The organism is Mycobacterium helveticum (assembly GCF_007714205.1).
Taxonomy (GTDB): domain Bacteria; phylum Actinomycetota; class Actinomycetes; order Mycobacteriales; family Mycobacteriaceae; genus Mycobacterium; species Mycobacterium helveticum.
This window is the reverse complement of the sequence record NZ_VMQU01000004.1, coordinates 81,409-101,037: the sequence shown is the minus strand read 5'-3', so window position 1 is coordinate 101,037 and position 19,629 is coordinate 81,409. Positions and strand designations below refer to the sequence as shown.

Genomic DNA, 19,629 nt, shown 5'->3' with positions numbered 1-19,629 from the left:
CATGCTCGTCTGCGGGCCGGTCACCCTCGAGCTCCCATACCACACATGAGGTCATCCACATTCATGGCAATAGAGCCTCATTTCGGGCGGGTGAACATCTACCCGCAAGAAGCTGAAGATCTGCTGATCACCCATCCCAAGGCGCTCGACGCGGCGGTGTTCGGTATTCCGGACGACGAGATGGGTCAAGCCGTCAAAGGTGTGGTGCAGACAGTCGATCCGGCCGATGCCAACGGCGGTTTCGCCGCGGAGCTCTTGGAATGGCTACGAAACCGGTTGGCGCACTACAAATGTCCGCCGTCGCTCTCGTCCGAGGCGCACCTGCCTCGGACACAGGCAAGCTGTACTAACAGGAACTCGTCAAGAAATACTCGCGCGGCGACTAGCTCAGCCCAGCTTCAGCGGCACGCGTTCCAGCGAGAAGGTCTGCGCAGGGAACACGATGTGCGGTTCGTAGCCGGCCTCCACCGAGAACTCGGGGATGCGTTTGAGCCATTCGTCGAGGACGAGCGTGAGCTCCATGCGTGCCAGGTGAGAGCCGAGGCAGCGGTGCGGCCCTCCACCAAAGCCCCAGTGCCGGTGAACCGTTCCATCCATCACCACGTCGTCGGTCGAGGTCTCGTCGCTGTCGTCACGATTGATCGCGGCGATGCACAGCCGCACCTGGGTATCCGGGGGAAGGGTGATGTCGCCGATGGTGACCTCCGCGGTGGTGACCCGGGGCAACATCGGTGCGGGCGGCTCCAACCTGACGATCTCCTCGACGAACACGCTCATCTGGTTGGGATCCTCGCGCAGTGTGGTGCGGAGCAAAGGCTTGCGGGCCAGTTCCAGCAGCGCCGTGCTCATCGCCGCCGTGACGGTGTCCAGCCCGGCGAGCACGAATAGAAAACTCAGCCCCATCACCTCGGCATCGTCGAGGGCGTCCTCGCCGGTGAGCACTTGGGACAGGATGTCCGGTCCGGGGTTGGCCCTTCGTTCGTTGATCGCCTCGGAGACGTAGGCGAGCAATTCCATTGCGGGGGTTAGGTCAGCGCCTTCCAGCGTCGGTGACTCTGCAAGCGCGATGACTGAGTCCTTCCATGCGATGAGCCGGTCGCGATCTTCCAGCGGCAGTCCGAACAACGTCAGGAACACCTGTGACGGGTAGGGAATCGCCAGGTCGGCTACGACTTCGCACTCACCCTTCTTGGCGATGTCGTCGACGATGTCGATCGCCTGTCTCTGAAGGGAGGGCAGGAGTTCCTTTAAAGTGTGCGGGCTGAAGAAGGGCTGCAGGATCTTGCGGAATCGCGTGTGCTCGGGCGGGTCGAAGGAGATGGGTACCAACGGCAGCGGGGCGCCGAGCACGTCGAAGGCCTTCTTTGACGAGAACAACTCCGGATTGCGCAGCGCGGCAAGCACGTCCTCGCGGTGCGCTAGGTAGTACCAGCCGTCGATGAACACCACCCGCCCGGCGTCGCGCACGGTCTTCCATCCCACCCCACGGTCCGCCGCCATAGGCAGACCTGCGAAGGAGAGTTCCGGTACGGCATGGGTTTTCACGTGTGTTCTCCTAGCGTCAGAACGCCGAGCGATGCAAGCCACCGTCGACTTCGATCCAACTGCCGGTGACGTATCCAGCAGGGGCTGAGCACAAGTAGGCGATGAGTGAGGCGATCTCGCGAGGCTTCCCCATCCGTGCCGCCGGTACGCGGGCCTGGGTGAGCATGAAGTCGCGGCGCTCCTGCTCGGTGCTCGCGCCGAGGTGTTGATCCAGATAGGCCAGCGCGTTCTCGGTCTCGATCCAGCCGGGGGCGACGGTGTTGACGGTGATTCCGTATCGGGCGTACTCGTCGGAGACGGTCTTGAGTAGTCCGACCGTCGACGGACGGCTGGTATTGGCCACCGCGTGATGGATGTTGCCCGCGGGTTCCTTCGCTGTGGCTGATCCGATGTGGACGAAGCGGCCCCAACCCGCTTCCTTCATCGCGGGCAGCACCGCATGCAGGAGCAGGATCTGGCTCGTGGTGTGCATGTCGAAGGACTCGCGGTAGATGCTCACGTCGGTGATGTCGGCGAAGTCGCCGGGTTTCTGGTATTTGGCTTGACCGATGACGATGAGCGGCGGTCCATGCTCGGTGGTCACTTCTCGCACCGCATTCTGAAGCTGCTCGGCGCTGCTGACGTCGGCGGTGACGCCGATCGCGGTGCCGCCCTCGCTACGAATCGATTCGGCGGCGGCGGCGACGTCGGACTTGGTGCGGGCCAGTACCGCAACCCGCGCACCCTCTGCGGCAAGCAGTTTCGCGGCTTCGAAGCCGATTCCCTTACTGCCGCCGACGATCAGCGCCGATCGGCGGTCGATTCCGTAGTCCATCGCAAAATCCCGGTCAGCGCCGTACGTCCATGCCGGCGTCCACCTTCAGCATGCTTCCGGTGAATGAGCGGCCCGCGTCGCTGATCAGGAAGAGGATCGCGTTGCTCACGTCGCGTGGCTCGATCAGCGGCAGGTCCGGCAGCGCGGTCTGGACTGCGTTGACCATGCGAGGGTTGTCCTCGATCACTTTGAACAGCGCCGGGTTGTCGGTGATCATCGGGGTCGCGCAATTCGTCGGCGCCACCGCATTAACGCGAATGCGGTCGGGGGCAAGCATGGCCGCGTACGCGCGGACCAGACCGACGACGGCGACCTTGGACATCAGGTAGGCGTCGCTGCCGCCGCGCCCGTCGGTCAGGTCCAGTAGGGCGATCATTGAGCTCGTCGCGATCAGGTTGCCACCCTCGCCACGTTCCTTCATGTGCGGGATCGCCACCTGGAAGGCGTTCCACACCCCGATGAGCATGATGTCGAGCCCTAGCCGCAGCGCCTCTGATGCGTCGCGCTCGTCGGCGTTGGTGAGCACGACCCCGGCGTTGGCGAGCACCGTGTCGACGTGGCCGAACTCGTTGACGCCCGCGTCGAACGCATCCTGCAGCGCAGCGAAGTCTCGAACGTCGGCCTTGCGGGTGATCATCTTCCTGCCGGTTTTCTCTACCAGGCGGGCCGTCTCCTCGAGATCGTCTTCGGTGCCCAGGGCATAGGGCACGATGTCGAGGTTCTCGCAGATGTCGACACCGATGATGTCGGCACCTTGCTCGGCGCACATCACCGCGTGCGAACGGCCTTGCCCGCGAGCGGCTCCGGTGATGAAGACGACCCTGCCGTCCAGTGAACCCATTCGTATGCCTCCAGTAGCTCGCAATCGGCCGCGCTCAGCGGGATGGTGGGGCGCGACGCAGTGACGTACGCCACGTCGAGGATGCTACGCCGGAGAATTGGAATCATACAACTATTTCGCTACTTTGGTTTCGGCGAAACAATCACGTTCTGGAAGGGAATTCCACATGTCCGATGGCCTCAATGGCGGTCCCCGTCCTCCCAATGGTGACTGGTTGGGCACCCCGTTCCTGCGGTTTGAACGCGACGGGGCGTTCGCCATCTGCACCCTGGACCGTCCCAAGGCGCGCAACGCAATGACGCCAGCGATGTATTTCGGTATCCGGTACGCGATTAGCCGGGTCAACGCCGATCCTGATCTCGCAGGCCTGCTCATCACCGGAACCGGTGACGTGTTCGCGCCGGGCGGCGATCTGGGCCAGTCCGCCGAGGACAACTGGATGGACTTCGCCGCGACCATGGGAATGGACGCAACGCCCTTCGACGTCTTGCGGCAGTCGCCCAAGCCCGTCGTGGCAGCGGTCAACGGCCTGGCTCAGGGCGGTGGTCTGCAAATCGCCATGTGCAGCGACCTCGCGGTGGTCAGCGATCGGGCCACCTTCCGGGTGCCCGAGTTGTTCCGAGGCATCGCCGACACCTATTACAGCCAGGTGTTGGCGCGCTTGATCGGCCCGGTCCGTACCAAAGACCTGATGTTCACCGGGCGGACGCTGACCGCGCAGGAGGCCCTCGACTGGGGCATGGTGACCAGGGTGGTTCCGCACGACGACCTGCTGGACGTGGCCAAAGAACTTCTCTCCCAATGCTGTCGAACCGCGCCGGCGGCGCGCGGCGTGGTCAAGGCCAGCCTGGACAACTACCTGGGCTTGTTCGACCGAATCGGCATGCAGGCCAGCATGTTCGGCCCCGAGGCACGCGAGGGTTTCCGCGCGTTCAAGGAGAAGAACTCGCCGTCGTGGGTGCACCCCGAGCTTCAGCTGGACGGCCGACTGTAGCGCCGTCGCGCCTACTTCGGCGTGAACCGCTGGGCGCCGTCGAGGCGCATTACCTCGCCGTTGACGTAGCCGTTGGACAGCAGAAACGTCGCGGCGTCGGCGTACTCGGCTGGAGTGCCCAGTCGCTTCGGGAACGGGATGTTGGCAGCGAACTTCGCGATAGCCTCCTCGCCGACCGACTCCATGATCGGCGTCTTCATCGTTCCAGGGGCGATGGTGTTGACCCGGATGCCCACCGAACTGAGGTCGCGAGCGGCAGCGATGGTCAACCCGATGACACCGGCTTTCGCTGCGGCATAAGCGGTCTGGCCGATTTGACCCTCATAGCCCGCAACCGAGGCTGTCATCACGATGGCACCCCGTTCGCCGTCCTCGCGGGGTTCGGCGGCGGCTACCGTAGCCGCTACTAGCCGTGTCAGGTTGTAGGTGCCGGTGAGATACAGGTTGATGGTCTTGGTGAAACCGGCCATGTCGGCCGGGCTGCCGTCGCGCTGCACGATCCGCTGGGCCACCCCGAAGCCGCCGTGTGCAACGACCGCGTAGCGCAGCTGACCGAGCTGGTTGGCCTGCTCGATGGCACCCTGCACGCTGTCGTCGCTCGTTACGTCGGTGCTGACGAACAGTGCCCGGCTACCCAGCTCGTCGGCCAGCGCCTTGCCCTTGTCGGCGGCGAGATCGGCGATCACCACGCCAAGTCCTTCGGCATGGAGCCGACGGACCGTCGCCTCGCCCAGGCCACCGGCTCCTCCGCTGACAATCGCCGAGGCGCCCTCGAATTGCTGCACTGTCACTAGTTCTCCCTTATCTACTGTTGTTTTCCAATTGAGTCAGATCCCCCGTCACCAAACTCCACGGGTCCTCGCCGGCCAGGACAAGCCGGCCGAGTCGCCGCGCGAAGTGCGTGGTAGTGCCGTAATCGCTGGTCCAGCTCTGAGCGCGCAAGGTGAACAGCCATAGCGGATGCTCACTGGTGACGCCGATCGCGCCGTGCAGCTGGTGGGCAACGCTGGTGACCGGCCCGACGGCCCGGCCGACCGCCACCTTGGCGACGGTGACAGCGTAGTCGGTGTGAGGCGACGCGAAGCCGTGCTCGGCAGCGGCGGCAACGGCCAATTCCGCAGCAGCACGGGCTCTTTCGATCTCTCCGGCCATGCCGGCCAGTGACTGCTGCACGGACTGGAAAGCGCTGAGCGGACGACCGAACTGGACGCGCTGGCGGGTGTGCTCCACCGACAGCGCTGCGGCGGCATCCAACACTGCGATGGTCTGCACACAGCGTGACCATGCGCCGCGCCGAGCCAGCTCGGTGCCCACCGTCGGGTCTACGGCGTGCAACTGGTCGGCCGACACGTCAAAGGCAATCGAGTCGCGGGGTTCGCCTGCCAGGTTGTGACCTTCTCGCAGCTCACCGGGCGTCACGTCGATCACGCCGACCTGAAGTCCAGCGGGCGTGCTGACGGCCAGTACGGCGGCGGTGCACGCTCTTGCCCATGGCACTGCGTGCGCGGTGCCGGTGACCCGGCCGTTGTCGGTTTCGGCATCGGCGATCGCGACGCTCAGCGGGCCGGCGGGTAGCTCGATGCCAGCCTGCTGGCCGAGCCACCCCGCAAGCGCGTCGGTTTCGGCCAACGGCACCGCGCCGGCGTGGCGGGCCACGCCGTAGAGCGCAACGGCCAACTCGCGCGGGCCGGCTCCCATGTCCGACGTGCTCGCCAGCCTGGCCAGCCCGGTGTCCTCGAGGTTGCGCCAGAGCTCGGCGTCGAACTGGTCTGGGACGCCGCGGTGGCCCAGCCCCGCGTCGTAGGCGCGCTGCCCAAGGTCGTCGACGAGTTGACGCAGCTCCGCATCGTCGTCCCTGGTGTCGGTCGCGGCGAATACCCCGCCGGCCAGAGCGCTCACCGCAGCCCCATTCCGCGGGCGATCACGCCGCGCAGCACCTCGTTGGTGCCGCCGCGCAAGGTAAACATGGGCTTGTGCAGCCACGCGGTGTTCAGCATCGTCTCCAGTTCAGAATTCGGCGGTGCCGCCTCGAGCAGATCGGCGATCAACCCCACTGATTCCGCTTCGAAACGCGTGCCGAGGTCCTTCACCAGCGCCGCCTGATTGGCGGCATCGCCGCCGTCGGTGAGCGTGCGGGCCACCGACAACGACAGCTGCCGCAGCGAGATCAACCGCGCCATCAGGTCGCCGATGTCGGCTGCGGTGCGGTCATCGGGCGCAGGCCCACGGCCGAGTGCGCGGATGGCGGCGAACAGCAGGGGACCGGTGGACAGGATCCGTTCGGGTCCGCTGCGTTCGAACGACAACTCTGAGGTGACCTGGTGCCAGCCGTTGCCGACTTCGCCGAGCACGTCAGCATCGGAAACGAAGACCTGATCGAGCAGCACCTCGTTGAAGTGGTGTGCCCCCGACATCAAGATGATGGGCTCGATGCAGACGCCTTCGGCATTGCACGGCACCAAGAACTGGCTGAAACCGGCATGCCGGTGTTCGGGGTCTGGCGGGCTGGTGCGGGCCAGCACGACGACCTGATGCGCATGGTGGGCCCCGCTGGTCCACACCTTGCTACCGGAGAGCAGCCAGCCGCCGTCGGCGCGCACCGCCTTGGTTTGCACAGCAGCAAGATCGGATCCGGCGCCGTGCTCGCTCATGCCAATCGACGAATAGAGCTGGCCCGCAACGATCTTCGGTAACAGTCGTTCGCGCTGCTCCTCGGTGCCGTAGGTCAACAGGCCCGGCGCGACCTGGCGATCGGCGGTCCAGTGCGCCGCCACAGGCGCACCCGCCGCTATCAGCTCCTCGGTCACCACGTATCGGTGCAGGTGCCCCAGCCCGTGGCCGCCGTACCGCTTCGGGATAGTCAGGCCGGTGAATCCGGCGGCGCCCAACCGGGCGGAGAACTCCTCGTCCCATCCGGCCAACCACGAGTCGACGCCGGGCTGCCACCCGAATTCAGCGCGGTCGGACTGTAAGAAGTCCCGCACGGTGAGCCGCAGCTTGACCAACTCGGGCTCACGGGCGCTCAACGCGTCAAACGAATTCACCACAGCCGCTTCCTAAACCGTGGGCACCGGGGCCGACAGGAGATAGAAGTTGGGCGTCAGGTCCTCCTCGCTCGGGGCCAATAGGTAGCCCGACAGGTCCTCGCGGCCTTCTTCCCGCAGGATCTGCTCGTCCGTGTAGAAATGGCCGCTGCACGCCGCGGCGGGTCGGGTGACGAGCGCGTGCACCGCCTCGGCCATGATCTGTGGGCTACGGGCATGCGCGCGTACCGCTGCCTCTCCCATTGCGACCATCATTCCGGTGCTGGCGATCGTGGTGGCCGGCCACAGCGAGTTCACTGCGATCGGCACCGAGGCGAACTCTTCGGCCCAGCCCAGGGTGAGCAGGCTTTCGGCGTACTTGCCCACGGTGTGCCCCACGTGGGCGCCTACCCATCTGGGGTCCATGTTCAGCGGGGGAGAGACGTTGACGACGTGCGCGTTGTCCGACCGGCGCAGGTGCGGAAGTGCGGCCTGCACCACCGCGAACGGCCCTTCCACATTGATTTCCAGCAGCCGGCGCAGGTTCTTAGGCGGCAACTGCGCGGTCGGCCGGAGATCCAGGGCCCCGGCGTTGTTGACGATGACGTCGATGCCGCCGAACTTCTCGGCCACCGAAGCGATCGCCGACGCCACCGCGCCCGCGTCCCGGACGTCGCAGGTCAGCGGGAGCGCCCGGCCACCCGCACGTTGCACAGCGTCCGCGGTCTCGGCAAGGGTGCCCGCGATCTTGGGATGCGGCGCCTCAGTCTTGGCCAGTAATGCCACGGCCGCACCGTCTTCGGCGATCCGCTCGGCGATGGCGGCGCCGATGCCGCGGCTGGCGCCGGTTATCACCACGACGCGATCGTCCAGAGTGCGAGGATGGGGATTGCCCACGGTTCGTTGACCCTTCCGTCGGTCGCTAGAGTATGCGGTCGAATGCTATAACTATATAGATCATTAGTTGCGCGATGTAACGCGCAGTCATCCACAAAAGCGGGGATTTATGACTCGGGTCTTTTCGGTCGGCACCTATCTGCCGCCCTGGGCTGTGCGCGACCGGCGGGTCAAGGGTCCCGACGAGGACGCGCTGACGATGGCCGTCGCCGCCGGCCGCGCGGCCGATCCCGGCGCCACGGCGCAACGGGTGGTGCTGGTGTCTCGCGATTTTCCGCTGTTGGAAGGTGGCAACGGCGCGGTGCTATTGGCGGCGTTGTCGCTGCCGGCCGACACCGCCGTGACGGAGGTGCTGGGCGGCGCACCCGCGGTGTTGGACCAAATCGTCAGCGCCGGCGAAAGGACCCTGGTGATCGCCGCCGACGACAACGATCTCGCGGCCGGGGCGGGCGCGGTGCTCACGGGCGATGACGGCGCCATCGTGACCCCGCTGGCACGCCAGACGCGCAGCCTGCCGTTGATCGCCCGTGGTGCCGACGGCGCCCGCCACGCCTACGTCGACCCCCGGCTGCAACGCGAGGTCGGGGTGCGCTCCACCCTGACCCGATTGGGCCTGACCGGAACTCCGACGCTGGCCGCGGTGACAGGCGTGCCCTTGGCGCATGTCGCGGGCGACTTCGATACGACGCACGCCGTTGCGGACTCCGCTGTCTCCAGCGCGGCGATCATCCTGCTGTTGGCCGATGCGATTGAGGCGGGCATCGAGGGCCTGTTGCTCGCGGTCGAGCAGTCCAGCATCAGCGCGGCCAACCTCGCATCCGCGGAAACCGCGACCCGGATCGCCCGCGACGAGTTTCCGGCCCAGGAATTACCGAAGGCCCGCGTCGCCGACGGTGTCGGCATCCCGATCTCGATGCCCGCATATGCGCGCGCTTTCGAGCCGAAAATCCGTTGGGAAGCAGCGGTTTTCGAGGACAGTCCGGGCATCGACGCCGCGCCGCAGTTCCCGCCGCGGCTGCGAGTCGACAACGCCGGACGGTTGGCCACCGAATACCGGCTCAAGCCGCTGCCACGCACCGGCACCGTCTATACCCACACCACAGTGCGGATCCCGGTGCCCGACCTGCCCAGCCCGTACTCACTGGCCGTCGTTCAGCTCGACGACAGCCCCGTGCGGGTGCTGCTCAAGGTCACCGGTGTGCCCGCCGGCGAGGCGACCATCGGACAGCCGGGCTCAGTGGTGTTGCGCAGGATCGCCATTCGCGCCGGCATCCCCGATTACGGCTATGCATTCTGGCCGGGGCGGACGCTGGAAGGAGCCGCTGCATGAGAAACGTTGCCATCGTCGGTGCGGGGATGACGCCCTTTGCCGAACACTTCGCCCTTGGCGTCAAGGACCTGATCCCGATGGCCTACGCCGAAGCGGTCGCAAAGGTAGACAAGGGCATCGAGAAATCCGATATCGAAGCCGCGTGGTTCGGTGAGCTTTCGACGACCGACGGGTTCCCGTCCGGCATTTTGGCCGACACCCTCGACCTCACCGAGATTCCGGTGACCCGCGTCGAAAACGCCTGCGCGACGGGCAATGATGCGATTCGAAACGGCACCCTCGCCATCGCCTCCGGCCTCTACGACGTGGTGCTCGTGGTCGGGGCCGACAAGGTCCGCGAAACCTCATCGAACACCACGTTCTGGGACTGGGCGGCGATGACCCGCGACAACGCCTGGGACTACCCCTTGGGACTGGTTGCGCCGGCCAACTTCGCGCTGCACGTGATGCGATACCTGCACGAATCGCCGGCGACGAAGGAACACATGGCGATGGTGGCGGTGAAGAACCATTTCCACGCGGTGAAGAACCCGAAAGCTCAACTGCGCTACGAGATCACCGTTGAGCAGGCGCTGGCCGCGCCGATCGTGGTCGAACCGTTCGGCCTCTACGACTGCACCCCGCAGAGCGATGGCGCGGCCGCGGTGATCTTGGCCGCCGAGGAGGTCGTCGACCGCTACACCGACCGTCCGGTCTGGGTTCGCGGCGTCGGGCTGGGCATGGACCGGGTGATGCACCAGCACAAGGGCGACATGACGACCTTCCCGCCGACGGTGCGCGCCGCCAAGGCAGCAATGAAGATGGCCGGCGTGACGCCGCGCGACATCGACGTCGCCGAGGTCCACGACTGCTTCACCGGCGTCGAGTTGATCAGCTACGAGGATTTGGGGTTCGCCCATCGTTACGAGGCCTACAAGCTGGTCGAGGGCCGTGAACATTACGTCGGCGGGTCGATTCCGATCAATCCGAGCGGCGGGTTGAAGGCGAAGGGGCACCCGCCGGGTGCCACGGGCGTGGCACAGTGCTACGAACTGTTCAATCAGCTTCGCGGTGAAGCAGAGAATCAGGTCGACGGTGCGCGAGTCGCGTTGGCCCACAATATCGGTGGGCCGACCGCGGTCTCCGCGGTCACCGTCCTTTCCAACGAGAAGAACTGACGGGACCATCACATGACCACTTCCGAGATCGCTACTCTGCCTGGCTACGAAGGATTTGCGCCGTGGCTACTGGTGGAGAAGCGCGGCAACGTCCACGTCGTGAGCATCAACCGGCCGGAGGCGTTCAACGCCGTCAACGAGCAGGTCCACCACGCGTTCGCCACGATCTGGCGGGTACTGACTGCCGACGACGACGTGCGGGCGGTGGTGACGACCGGTATCGGCAAGGCGTTCTCAGCCGGCGGCGACATGGTGATGTTCGGACGTCTGATCGACGACGCGGTGGCCCGCCAGTTCCAGATCGCCGAGGCCCGCACGGTTTTCCTGGAGGTGATCAACTTCCCCAAGCCGCTGGTGTCGGCGGTCAACGGCCCGGCTGTCGGTCTGGGTTGTTCGATCGCGTTGCTGAGTGACTTCCTGGTGATGGGGGAGAGCAGCTATCTGGCCGACCCGCACGTCGCGGTCGGGTTGGTGGCCGGCGACGGCGGCGCGGCAATGCTGCCGCTGCTGATCGGTCTGATGAAGGCCAAAGAGTATGTGCTGCTGGGGGATCGGATCACTCCGGCAATTGCGGACAAGCTGAACCTTGTCACCAAAGTGGCCACCGATGACACTGTGCTGGACGAGGCGCTCGCGATAGGGGAGCGGTTGGCCGGTCTGCCGCCCCAGGCACTGCGCGCCAGCAAGGTTGCGATGAACATGCACCTGTCGCGAGCCGCGCTCGGTGTGCTGGAGTACGCGCTGGCCGAGGAGTACACGTCGTTCTCCACCCCGGAATTCAAGGAGCGGGTGGCCGCGTTCCGGGCACGCTCGAAGAAGTAGGGGCTCGTCGGCCCCTGGGGCGCAACGCCGTTCGAGCGGTGACCGCGTCACACGTCGGATCGGTTACGTGCGACGGGTGCGCGAATGCGAGGTCTTGGCGGCGCGTCGGCCACCGATCGCGCCGAGGCGAGCGAGGATGTCGAAGGCCTCCCCGAAGGATCGCACGAGGTCGTCGGCCCGGCCGGAGGACCACTGGTCCAATGCCGCGATCAGCGCGTTGCGCACAGCCCCTGCGACGATGATCGGACGCAGGTCCGTCGCCGGGTCGACGCCGAGCCGCTCGGCGTTGGTCCGCACGAATCGCTCGGTGAGTTCGGCGTCGCCGTTGATCGTGTCGACGAGGTCCGGGCTGTCGCGGACGAGCACCTTGAGCTGCTCGATCAGGGCGAGATCGACCTCGTCACCACCGAGGACACCGATGGCGGCCGCTCGCCACGAGGTCAGGAGGTCCTCGTTTGCGGCGCGCTGGTCCACCGCGTCGCACAGGACGACGAGGCTGCGGCGCGGGACCGCGAGGAGCACGTCCCGCTTCGTAGCGAAGTACCGGAAGAACGTCCGTGCGGAGATGTTGCATGCCCGGGCGATGTCGTCGGTCGTGACGTTGTCGTATCCCTGTTCGGCGAACAACCGGAGCGCGACCTGCTCGATCTCGCCCGCGACGAGGCGACGGCGACGATCCCAGACCCCTTCCTCGGCAAGCGGGGATGGCGCGGCGGCCTTGGTTATCACGACACGACTCTAGACAACGTATGGCAGTGAGTGCCAGAGTTGGCAGACACCCGCAACTATTTACGCCCAGCGGGCGGCGTAGTGGCGGCGATGCGACTGCGGGGAGGCATCGATGACCGAGACTGGCCGGCGTTCCGAGATCGGAAACGGCACGATCGACGTTGCAGGATACGTGTCGACGGACGGGTTCTTCGGTACGCCGTACGTGGACGTCGACGAGGAGCGATCGGAACCGATCGCGCATCGTTACGTCCACGGTGGGTTCGCGGACACCGCCACTCGCTGGGCGTTCTGGTTCCCGACCGACGGGCAGTACCGCGGACGGATCCTTCAGCCGCTCGAGGGCGCTCACGGTGGCCACGAGAACGCCTTCGACAACGGCCTGATGGCGGATTTCCTTGGTGGGCTGCGGATGTGCGCCCGCCTCGGTGGTTGCATGGTGGAGTCCAACCAGGGTCATATCGGCGACGACCTCGACCCCCGAAGGGGCGACGACCCGACGCTCTACGGACACCGCGCCAGCGCCGAGACGGCCCGACTGGCCAAGTTCGTCGCCGCGCAGGTCTATGGCGAGGTGCCCCGCCACGCCTACGTCTGGGGAGGGTCGGGCGGAGGGCGGCGGTCGCCCCTGTGCCTCGAGAACGCGCCCGACGCTTGGGACGGCGCGCTGCCGTTCATGGGCGGCGGGCCGATCGTGGAGCATGGCAGCACGGAGAAGATCGAGGGCGCCCAGGTGATGTCGTTCGCCACGATGTTCAACTGCCAGCGCCTGCTCGGCGACAAGACGGACGCGATCGCCGACGCTATGGCCCCCGGCGGGCATGGCGATCCCTTCGTCGGGTTGACCACCCACCAGCGCGAGGAGCTGGCCAGCCTGTACCGGCAGGGCTTCCCGCGTGGCGACGAGTACATGATCGGCAAGCCCCTCGGCCAGATGTGGCTCTGGACCTCGATGGCCACATCGCTGCTCGAGCAGGACCCCGCCTACTTCGAGGATTTCTGGACCAAGCCCGGCTACGTCGGCTTCGACCAGCCGGGCCTCGTCGAGCGCGACATCCTGAACGAACGAGCCACAGTGGCGAAAGTGCTCACCGGCGCCGACGTCCTGGCGGATCCGCGCTTCCTCGAGCCCCGGCACCAGAACTTCCGCCTGCTGATCCTGGTCTTCTCAAGCCTTGGCGGAGATCCGTCGCTGCCCATGGTGGTCGAGCTCGAAGGCCTCGGGGAGACGGGCTATCGGCTCGGCGCGAGCGTCACCGTGCTCACCGGAGCGGCGGCCGGGCGGCGGCTCTACTGCGGAGCCCACGCCGACGACGTCTTTTACTGCGACGGCGTGGGCGAGGCTAACCTGCTCCGGTTCAGCGACGTGCTACCCGGCGACGAGGTACAGGTCGACAACCGCGACTTCCTGGCCTTCCATTACTTCGCCCGGCACCACCTGATGAGCGATCCACAGTTCGATTCCCTGCGCGTGGATGATCGACCCGTGTACCCGCAGCACCCCGTTCCGCGGCAGTCGGCCCTCATGGGCGTTGGCTACTCTGGGCTCTACAGCGGCAAGCTCATCTGGGTCCACCACACCAAGGACTCGTCGCTATGGCCCCCGCAGGGAATCATCTATCGCGAAGCCGTGCTGCGGGCGCAGGGGGAGGAGGGCGCCAAGGAGCGGTTCCGGCTCCGCTGGGTCGAGAACGCCGAGCACGGCCCGTCGATGATGGTGCCCTCACTACCCAACCGGGCCAGCAACACCTGGCTGATCGACTACATGCCGTACATCGAGCAATCGCTGGCTGATCTGATCGCGTGGGTGGAGGACGGCATCGAGCCCGTCGACACCGCCTTCGGCTTCGCCGAGAACAAGGTGATCCTGTCCCCGGACGCCGCCGAGCGCCGCGGGATCCAAGCCGTCATCGCGGTCACCGCCAACGGCGGCGAGCGAGCGGAGGTGGGGGTGGGCGAAGCGGTCGAGCTGAAGCTTCGAGCGACGGTGCCTCCGGGCGCCGGCACGATCGTGTCCGCCGACTGGGATTTCGACGGCACCGGCCTCTTCCCGTTCAGCCACGACGGCGTCGACGGATCGGCGGCGTCCGTCACCCTCTCCACCAAGCACGCGTTCGATCGGCCAGGCGAGTATTTCGTGACCGGCAGAGTCCATTCGCATCGAGATGGTGACCTTGCCGCGAGCTCGTGCCGAATTGCCAACGTCGCGCAGGTCCGTGTGGTCGTCTCGTGCGCGATCGACCTCAGCGGTAGGCGGTCACCCGCGCGGTGATCGCCACTTTGCCGTCGTCGCCGATGGCCTGCGCATCGCCCACGCCGGTGTTGCGACCTACGCGTAGCGGCGTGCCCTCATAGCGGGATTTAGTGCCGGCGAAGAACGGACGCAGAAAGTTCACTCGCAGCGACGCGGTCTGCAGCAGACCGTCGGAACGGTCCCGGTTCAGGGCCGCCGATGCCGCGAGCTCCAAGCCGGCGGTGGCCACGCCCCCATGCACGATGTCAATGTCGTTGTTCAGGTTGCGGTCGACGCGCTGCGCCAGCACCGTTGCCGGACCATCCTCGGCGACGTGCACCGCCATCAGTTCGGCGAACGTGGTCTCAGCCGACCTGCGCAGGGTCTCCGGCCGTTGCTGGGGGACAACGTCATCGGCGTCGATGAAGAACGACCGCACCGTGCCGCCGCCGATCACCGTTCCGCGGTAGGTCAGCGTGCAGATCCCGAGCGAAGTCGTACCGAGCGGACCAAGTGTGTGCGCGGTGGCCAGCACGGGACCGTCGAGGTCCCCAATGCCGTCCAGGCCAAGATCCATCGACAACTCGCTCGATACCGTCCACTGGCCGGGCCGACGCCGATAGTGGTTGACGATGCCGGCCGCCGCGTCCACGAGGATGGCCAACGGGCCGATCGTCGGCGCTCCCGTGAAAGGATTGCGACACCTTTCCATCGGCATGGTCAGCGCGGCAATGGCTTCCGCCGGGCGCGATTCGACGTACTCGATACCGAATCGGACTTGTATCGAGTCGGGTGTCTCGAGATCGTGCTGGTTTACCTGCTCGTCGACACCTGTCATTCGAGAAGGTCTACGACAGTGGACAATTCGGCGCCGGTCAGGACGAACTCCTCTGCCTTCTGCAGATGGCGCTTCCAGAGCTGGCCGGCCTTCTCGGCGTCGCCATCCTTGATCATGTCCAGCACCATCCGGTGGGTTTTCGCTGAGCGACGGACCGCCTGCTCGGCGCGCGTGCCTTTGGTGGGCTGGAGCGACCGGTTGGCCTTCTCGATGATGTGATGCAGCATGTCGCTGACGATTTGCAGGGTGCTGTTGCCAGACAACCGTGCGATCGCGGCGTGAAAGTCAGTGAGCTGATCGACCGCTTCGCTGCCGGGCTTCAGCTGCGACTCACGTTCGACGATCTGCTCGAGTTCGGCGATCACCTTGGGGTTGCGGTCCTTGGCCAACTGCTCGACCATCGGAACTTCCAGAGTCACCCGGGCGTCGTAGACGTCCTTGACCGTGACGCCTTCGTATTCGAGGATCAAGCCGGCGTAGCGGGCGAGTGTCTCGCGCCGGGGTCGAGTGACGCGGGCCCCGCCGCGCACGCCTCGCTGGACCTGAATCAGCGACTCGGACTCGAGCACGCGGAACGCTTCCCGCAGTGTCGGCCGGGACACGCCGAAACGCTCCATCAGCTCTGATTCCGGGGGGAGCATGGTGCCCTCGGCGATTTCGCCGCGGATAAACATCCGCCGCAACACCGTGGCCACCCGATCGGCCATCTTCGGTTCCCGAAGACTGGTGACCTCCATTGCAACCTCCACCGCTATGCAAATTTGCGAATCAAATAACCGTTTAGAAGGTTAGCCGAACCAGCCGGTCGATCCAGCGATTGGCGCCAGTCAGTAAGCAACGTCACCCCTAGTACCCCATCGCCCGTCCCATGAGATCCTTCATGATCTCGGTGGTGCCGGCGTAGAGCCGCTGCACCCGCGAATCCCGCCAGAGCCTCGCCACTTCGTACTCGTTGATATAGCCGTAGCCGCCGTACATCTGTAGGCAGCGGTCGATGATCTCCCACTGAACTTCTGAGGTCCACCATTTAAGGCCTGCGGCATCCTGATCGGACAATGTGCCGTCGTTGACCGACAGCACGCATTGGTCGAGGTAGGTCTGAGCGGCATCGAGTTTGGTCTGCATTTCGGCGAGGAAGTGCCTGTTGACCTGAAACTTGCCGATCGGCTGACCGAACGCGGTGCGTTCGAGCGCATACGCCTTGGTCAGGTCCAGTGCTCGACGAGCGGCGGGCAGCGCGTAACAGGCCACGCCGACCCGCTCGCTGGGCAGATTGGAGACCAGATGGTAAAAGCCGCGGTTGAGCTCGCCGACCAAGTTCTCCTTGGGCACCTTGACATCCTCGAAGAACAACTCCGCCGTATCGGCGGAGTACTGGCCGATCTTGTCGAGCTTGCGGCCGCGGGTGAAGCCCTCCATGCCATCCTCGATCATCAGCAGGCTGATGCCCTTGTGCCTGGCGGTCGGGTCGGTCTTCACGGCAGTCAGCACCAGCTTGGACAGCAGGCCGTTGCTGATGAACGTCTTCTGGCCGTTGACAACCCAGTGGTCGCCCTCGTCACGTGCGGTGGTCTTGATGCCCGCCAGGTCGGATCCGGCCGCAGGCTCTGACATCGCGATCGAGCCGATGTAGTCACCGGAGACGAACTTGGGCAGCCAGCGGGCCTTCTGTTCGTCGGTGGTGAGGTGGTTGAGGTAGGGCACCAGGATGTCGTTCTGGACGCCAAGACCGATGCCCACCGATCCGGTCAGGAACATCTCCTCGGAGATGATCTGGTTGAACCGGAAATCCTTGACCCCAAGGCCGCCGTACTTTTCGTCGAACTCCCACCCGATAAGGCCGGCGGCCCCCGCGGCCAGCCACGCCTCGCGACTGACTTTGCCGTCGCGTTCCCACTTCTCAATGTTCGGCACGCATTCCCGCTCGAAGAACTCGCGAGCGCTGGCTCGGAAGTCGTCGTGGATCTCGTCGAAGATGTTGCGGCGCATGGACTCCCTTTGCTCGGCTTTCTTCTAGTCAGACCACGTGACGATGGCGGGCAATGCACGGCCCGGAGCGTAGATCTCGAACAGCTGTTCGCCGAGCAGCGCTTCGAGGTGATCGTGCGACCCACAGAGAGCATCAACCTGGAAGCCACGCGTGACGTAACGGTGCAGGTCGTGCTCGGCGGTCAGGCCGATCGCGCCGCACACCTGCAACGCCACGTCGCTGACCGCGCGGTGTGCCCGCCCGGCCGCGGCCTTGGCGGTTACGGCCGATAGCCGGCCGCCGTAGCGCCAGGACTCGCCGAGCAGCGCCCGCGCGCCGGCCAGCACCGCCGACGCATCGGCCAGCGCGTGGCGCGGCGATTGGAACGACCCGATGGGGGCGCCGAATTGCATGCGCACGCTGACGTGTTCGACCGCGATGCGCAACACCTGCTCGGCTAGCGCCACCAATTCGGTGGCCAGCGCCCGGCGTGCCGCGGCCATCGCCCGGTCCCATTCGGTGGACGCTTCGACGAGGCTGGCGTCCAGCGGACCACTGACCCGAGTCCAGCACGCCGACGCGTCGAAGGTGTCCATGCGCTCGCCGTCGAGCCGCGACGAGTCGACCACACCCACGGACACCGCCCCCATCGGCCTCGACACCGGAACGACCAACCGACCCTCGAGTGGGCCGAGCACGATGCCCGACACCCGACCGTCATCGGAACCCGGAATATGTCCAGGGCTCAGCCCGGGCAGCAGAACGTGGTCGGCGGGTTCGTCGAGCAGTTCGGCGAGCTCGGCCAACATGACGCGATCAAGGCAGTCAGTGAGGGCCAGCGATCGCCCCTGGGCGCGGAACAGCAGCTCGCACGCCTCGACGGGATACTCGGCTTCGATATCCGACCAGCCCAGCTCGGCCAGACGCGGACCGATCGCCACGTGTTCCGCCGAGCCCGATGTCGCTGCGGGGACGGCACCGTTGCCGGACTTGCCTGCCAGTTCTTCAAAGAGACGGAACACGGCTTCCTCGACCATTGGCCACGACTCGTCGATCGGCTGACCTTCCTGGCTCATGGGCGCGGCTCCTCGGGCCGCCAAGCGGCCCGCATCGTCGCGGGCGCGGCTCATCTTCTCTCCTTGGGCAACCCGAGGAGGTGGTCGGCGATGATGCCGCGCTGGACTTCGGCTGTGCCGCCCATGATCGTGGCGGCCCGCGAGTACCACCACTCGGCGCGCGCGGTGTTCAGTGCCGCGCCGCCGCGACCGGTTCCGGCCAGCATCCGCTCCCTGCCGATCTCGAGGACCAGGTCGTTCACCTGTTTTTCGGCCCGGCCGAAGAGGAGTTTGTCGATGCTGCTGTCCGCGCCGACCGATTCACCCGCGGCCAGTCGCCGGACGGTGGTGGCGGTCCGGGCCTGGGCGGCAACCACGTCGACGTAGACCTGGGCGAAGCGCTGGCGCTGCGCGTCGGTCGCACCGGCGATCGCCATGTCCTCCCGCAGCCGGCTCAGCTCGGTGAGCACTTTGTTGAGGACGGCGTAGCCGTACATGCCACGTTCGTACTGCATCAGGTGCATCGCCACCGCCCAGCCACCGTCGACGTCGCCGATCACCCGTTCGCGGTCGACCCTGACATCGTCGAAGAACACTTCGGCCAGTTCGCGACGGCCACTTGCCAGCGCGATCGGCCGGATGGTGACCCCTGGTGCGTCGGCGTCGACCATGAGCATCGTCAGTCCGCGGTGGCGGCTCTCGGGCGTTCCGGTGCGCACCAGCGCGAGCAGCCGGGTGGCCGTCGGGCCCTGGCTCGTCCAGATCTTCTGGCCGTTGATGACGAAGCCGCCGTCGCCATCAGCGACCGCGCGGGTGCGCAGCGTGGCGAGGTCGCTGCCGGACTCGGGTTCGGAGAAGCTCTGGCCCCACCATTCGGCGCCGCTGAGGTAGCCGGGCAGGTAGGCCGCGGCCAGCCCGGGAGCGAACTTGAGCAGGGCGGGGCCCAGGGTCTCCAGCGTCCAGTGTTGGGCCGGTATCGGCAGCATCGCGTAGCCGAGTTCCTCGTAGTACACGGCCCGGTGGATTTCGTTTCCACCGAGACCCCCGGCCGCCTCCGGCCAGCCATACCGGTTCCAGCCGTCGGAGTGCAGCCGTGCCATCACTTGAGCGTCGTGGGCCAGGCCGTCCTCGGCGCTGGTGAATGCGGCCGAGCGCCAATCGTCGGCTGTTTCCAGGTCACGGAGGTAACGCCTGAAGTCTTGGCGGTACGACGCGACGTCGGCCGCATATTCGAGTCGGCCACTGCTGTCAATGGCGCTGTCGACAGGGACGGACAACCGACCCCCCCTTCATGGACGCCGGACCCTGACGCATGCCAGAATCAGCTAAACAGTTATCTATAAGAGGCTACAATAACTCATGCCCACACTTCAGTGAGAGGG

The 19,629-nt window shown here is 66.1% G+C and carries 18 protein-coding genes and 1 pseudogene; 6 read left to right on the top strand and 13 right to left on the bottom strand.

Translation table 11 applies throughout. The annotated features are described in order from the left end of the window. Positions 1–84 precede the first annotated feature (84 nt). Positions 85–386, top strand: a pseudogene (locus FPZ47_RS01895) (AMP-binding enzyme); the annotation flags it as partial. A gap of 1 nt (position 387) precedes the next feature. Here the strand turns inward: FPZ47_RS01895 and FPZ47_RS01890 are convergent. The 3 genes from FPZ47_RS01890 to FPZ47_RS01880 all read right to left on the bottom strand — a co-directional run bounded on the left by FPZ47_RS01890 (position 388) and on the right by FPZ47_RS01880 (position 3,200). Continuing rightward, a complete protein-coding gene (locus FPZ47_RS01890) occupies positions 388–1,500 on the bottom strand; it encodes a cytochrome P450 (RefSeq protein ID WP_246133195.1) in 1,113 nt (370 codons plus the stop codon). A gap of 61 nt (positions 1,501–1,561) precedes the next feature. Further along, positions 1,562–2,359 (bottom strand): SDR family oxidoreductase, encoded by a 798-nt coding sequence (locus tag FPZ47_RS01885; protein WP_144945284.1) that lies wholly within the window; start codon positions 2,357–2,359, stop codon positions 1,562–1,564. Between the two features lie 13 nt (positions 2,360–2,372). After that, positions 2,373–3,200 (bottom strand): mycofactocin-coupled SDR family oxidoreductase, encoded by an 828-nt coding sequence (locus FPZ47_RS01880; protein ID WP_144945288.1) that lies wholly within the window; start codon positions 3,198–3,200, stop codon positions 2,373–2,375. A gap of 166 nt (positions 3,201–3,366) precedes the next feature. Between FPZ47_RS01880 and FPZ47_RS01875 the strand changes: the two genes are divergently transcribed. Then, positions 3,367–4,194 carry an enoyl-CoA hydratase/isomerase family protein gene (locus FPZ47_RS01875; RefSeq protein ID WP_144945292.1) on the top strand — a complete coding sequence of 276 codons (828 nt, stop codon included), beginning with the start codon at positions 3,367–3,369 and terminating at the stop codon, positions 4,192–4,194. Positions 4,195–4,205: 11 nt separating this feature from the next. Here FPZ47_RS01875 and FPZ47_RS01870 read toward each other — a convergent pair whose 3' ends face one another. Genes FPZ47_RS01870 through FPZ47_RS01855 form a run of 4 tightly spaced genes read right to left on the bottom strand, consistent with a single transcriptional unit; the run spans position 4,206 to position 8,114 of the window. After that, positions 4,206–4,985 (bottom strand): SDR family oxidoreductase, encoded by a 780-nt coding sequence (locus tag FPZ47_RS01870; protein WP_144945295.1) that lies wholly within the window; start codon positions 4,983–4,985, stop codon positions 4,206–4,208. 10 nt (positions 4,986–4,995) lie between these two features. Beyond that, on the bottom strand, positions 4,996–6,093 hold the full coding sequence (locus FPZ47_RS01865) for an acyl-CoA dehydrogenase family protein (RefSeq protein WP_144945298.1): 1,098 nt from the start codon (positions 6,091–6,093) through the stop codon (positions 4,996–4,998). After that, on the bottom strand, positions 6,090–7,241 hold the full coding sequence (locus FPZ47_RS01860; protein WP_144945301.1) for an acyl-CoA dehydrogenase family protein: 1,152 nt from the start codon (positions 7,239–7,241) through the stop codon (positions 6,090–6,092). Before FPZ47_RS01860 ends, FPZ47_RS01865 begins: the two co-directional genes overlap by 4 nt. 9 nt (positions 7,242–7,250) lie before the next feature. Beyond that, positions 7,251–8,114 (bottom strand): SDR family oxidoreductase, encoded by an 864-nt coding sequence (locus FPZ47_RS01855; RefSeq protein WP_144945304.1) that lies wholly within the window; start codon positions 8,112–8,114, stop codon positions 7,251–7,253. Between the two features lie 109 nt (positions 8,115–8,223). Here FPZ47_RS01855 and FPZ47_RS01850 point away from each other — a divergent pair, with 109 nt between their 5' ends. From FPZ47_RS01850 to FPZ47_RS01840, 3 genes are read left to right on the top strand one after another with little or no spacing between them, the layout of a single operon-like run. After that, positions 8,224–9,444: an OB-fold domain-containing protein gene (locus FPZ47_RS01850; protein ID WP_144945307.1), complete on the top strand. Its 1,221-nt coding sequence runs from the start codon at positions 8,224–8,226 to the stop codon at positions 9,442–9,444. Then, positions 9,441–10,601, top strand: coding sequence for a thiolase C-terminal domain-containing protein (locus FPZ47_RS01845; protein ID WP_144945310.1), 1,161 nt, complete (start codon positions 9,441–9,443; stop codon positions 10,599–10,601). The genes FPZ47_RS01850 and FPZ47_RS01845 overlap by 4 nt, the downstream gene beginning before the upstream one ends. Before the next feature lie 12 nt (positions 10,602–10,613). Then, on the top strand, positions 10,614–11,423 hold the full coding sequence (locus FPZ47_RS01840) for an enoyl-CoA hydratase/isomerase family protein (protein WP_144945313.1): 810 nt from the start codon (positions 10,614–10,616) through the stop codon (positions 11,421–11,423). A gap of 63 nt (positions 11,424–11,486) precedes the next feature. On the opposite strand, the gene FPZ47_RS01835 is transcribed toward FPZ47_RS01840, so the two are convergent. Beyond that, positions 11,487–12,152, bottom strand: coding sequence for a TetR family transcriptional regulator (locus FPZ47_RS01835; protein ID WP_144945316.1), 666 nt, complete (start codon positions 12,150–12,152; stop codon positions 11,487–11,489). A gap of 112 nt (positions 12,153–12,264) precedes the next feature. Between FPZ47_RS01835 and FPZ47_RS01830 the strand changes: the two genes are divergently transcribed. After that, positions 12,265–14,424 (top strand): tannase/feruloyl esterase family alpha/beta hydrolase, encoded by a 2,160-nt coding sequence (locus tag FPZ47_RS01830; RefSeq protein ID WP_144945319.1) that lies wholly within the window; start codon positions 12,265–12,267, stop codon positions 14,422–14,424. Here the strand turns inward: FPZ47_RS01830 and FPZ47_RS01825 are convergent. From FPZ47_RS01825 to FPZ47_RS01805, 5 genes are all read right to left on the bottom strand, one after another. Then, positions 14,396–15,223: a PaaI family thioesterase gene (locus FPZ47_RS01825; RefSeq protein ID WP_144945322.1), complete on the bottom strand. Its 828-nt coding sequence runs from the start codon at positions 15,221–15,223 to the stop codon at positions 14,396–14,398. The genes FPZ47_RS01830 and FPZ47_RS01825 overlap by 29 nt on opposite strands. Then, on the bottom strand, positions 15,220–15,960 hold the full coding sequence (locus FPZ47_RS01820) for a FadR/GntR family transcriptional regulator (protein WP_144945325.1): 741 nt from the start codon (positions 15,958–15,960) through the stop codon (positions 15,220–15,222). The genes FPZ47_RS01825 and FPZ47_RS01820 overlap by 4 nt, the downstream gene beginning before the upstream one ends. A gap of 109 nt (positions 15,961–16,069) precedes the next feature. Next, positions 16,070–17,212 carry an acyl-CoA dehydrogenase family protein gene (locus tag FPZ47_RS01815; protein WP_144945328.1) on the bottom strand — a complete coding sequence of 381 codons (1,143 nt, stop codon included), beginning with the start codon at positions 17,210–17,212 and terminating at the stop codon, positions 16,070–16,072. A gap of 24 nt (positions 17,213–17,236) precedes the next feature. Continuing rightward, a complete protein-coding gene (locus tag FPZ47_RS01810) occupies positions 17,237–18,268 on the bottom strand; it encodes an acyl-CoA dehydrogenase family protein (protein ID WP_144945633.1) in 1,032 nt (343 codons plus the stop codon). A 50-nt stretch (positions 18,269–18,318) separates the two neighbouring features. Continuing rightward, the gene (locus tag FPZ47_RS01805; protein WP_144945331.1) at positions 18,319–19,524 is read right to left on the bottom strand and encodes an acyl-CoA dehydrogenase family protein; all 1,206 of its coding nucleotides are present in this window, start codon (positions 19,522–19,524) and stop codon (positions 18,319–18,321) included. Positions 19,525–19,629 lie beyond the last annotated feature (105 nt).

Coding starts and splice junctions, on each gene's coding strand:
- FPZ47_RS01890 (WP_246133195.1), bottom strand. CDS start 1,500: ATGGCGGCGGACCGTGGGGTGGGATGGAAGACCGTGCGCGACGCCGGG.
- FPZ47_RS01885 (WP_144945284.1), bottom strand. CDS start 2,359: ATGGACTACGGAATCGACCGCCGATCGGCGCTGATCGTCGGCGGCAGT.
- FPZ47_RS01880 (WP_144945288.1), bottom strand. CDS start 3,200: ATGGGTTCACTGGACGGCAGGGTCGTCTTCATCACCGGAGCCGCTCGC.
- FPZ47_RS01875 (WP_144945292.1), top strand. CDS start 3,367: ATGTCCGATGGCCTCAATGGCGGTCCCCGTCCTCCCAATGGTGACTGG.
- FPZ47_RS01850 (WP_144945307.1), top strand. CDS start 8,224: ATGACTCGGGTCTTTTCGGTCGGCACCTATCTGCCGCCCTGGGCTGTG.
- FPZ47_RS01845 (WP_144945310.1), top strand. CDS start 9,441: ATGAGAAACGTTGCCATCGTCGGTGCGGGGATGACGCCCTTTGCCGAA.
- FPZ47_RS01840 (WP_144945313.1), top strand. CDS start 10,614: ATGACCACTTCCGAGATCGCTACTCTGCCTGGCTACGAAGGATTTGCG.
- FPZ47_RS01830 (WP_144945319.1), top strand. CDS start 12,265: ATGACCGAGACTGGCCGGCGTTCCGAGATCGGAAACGGCACGATCGAC.
- FPZ47_RS01825 (WP_144945322.1), bottom strand. CDS start 15,223: ATGACAGGTGTCGACGAGCAGGTAAACCAGCACGATCTCGAGACACCC.
- FPZ47_RS01820 (WP_144945325.1), bottom strand. CDS start 15,960: ATGGAGGTCACCAGTCTTCGGGAACCGAAGATGGCCGATCGGGTGGCC.
- FPZ47_RS01815 (WP_144945328.1), bottom strand. CDS start 17,212: ATGCGCCGCAACATCTTCGACGAGATCCACGACGACTTCCGAGCCAGC.
- FPZ47_RS01810 (WP_144945633.1), bottom strand. CDS start 18,268: ATGAGCCAGGAAGGTCAGCCGATCGACGAGTCGTGGCCAATGGTCGAG.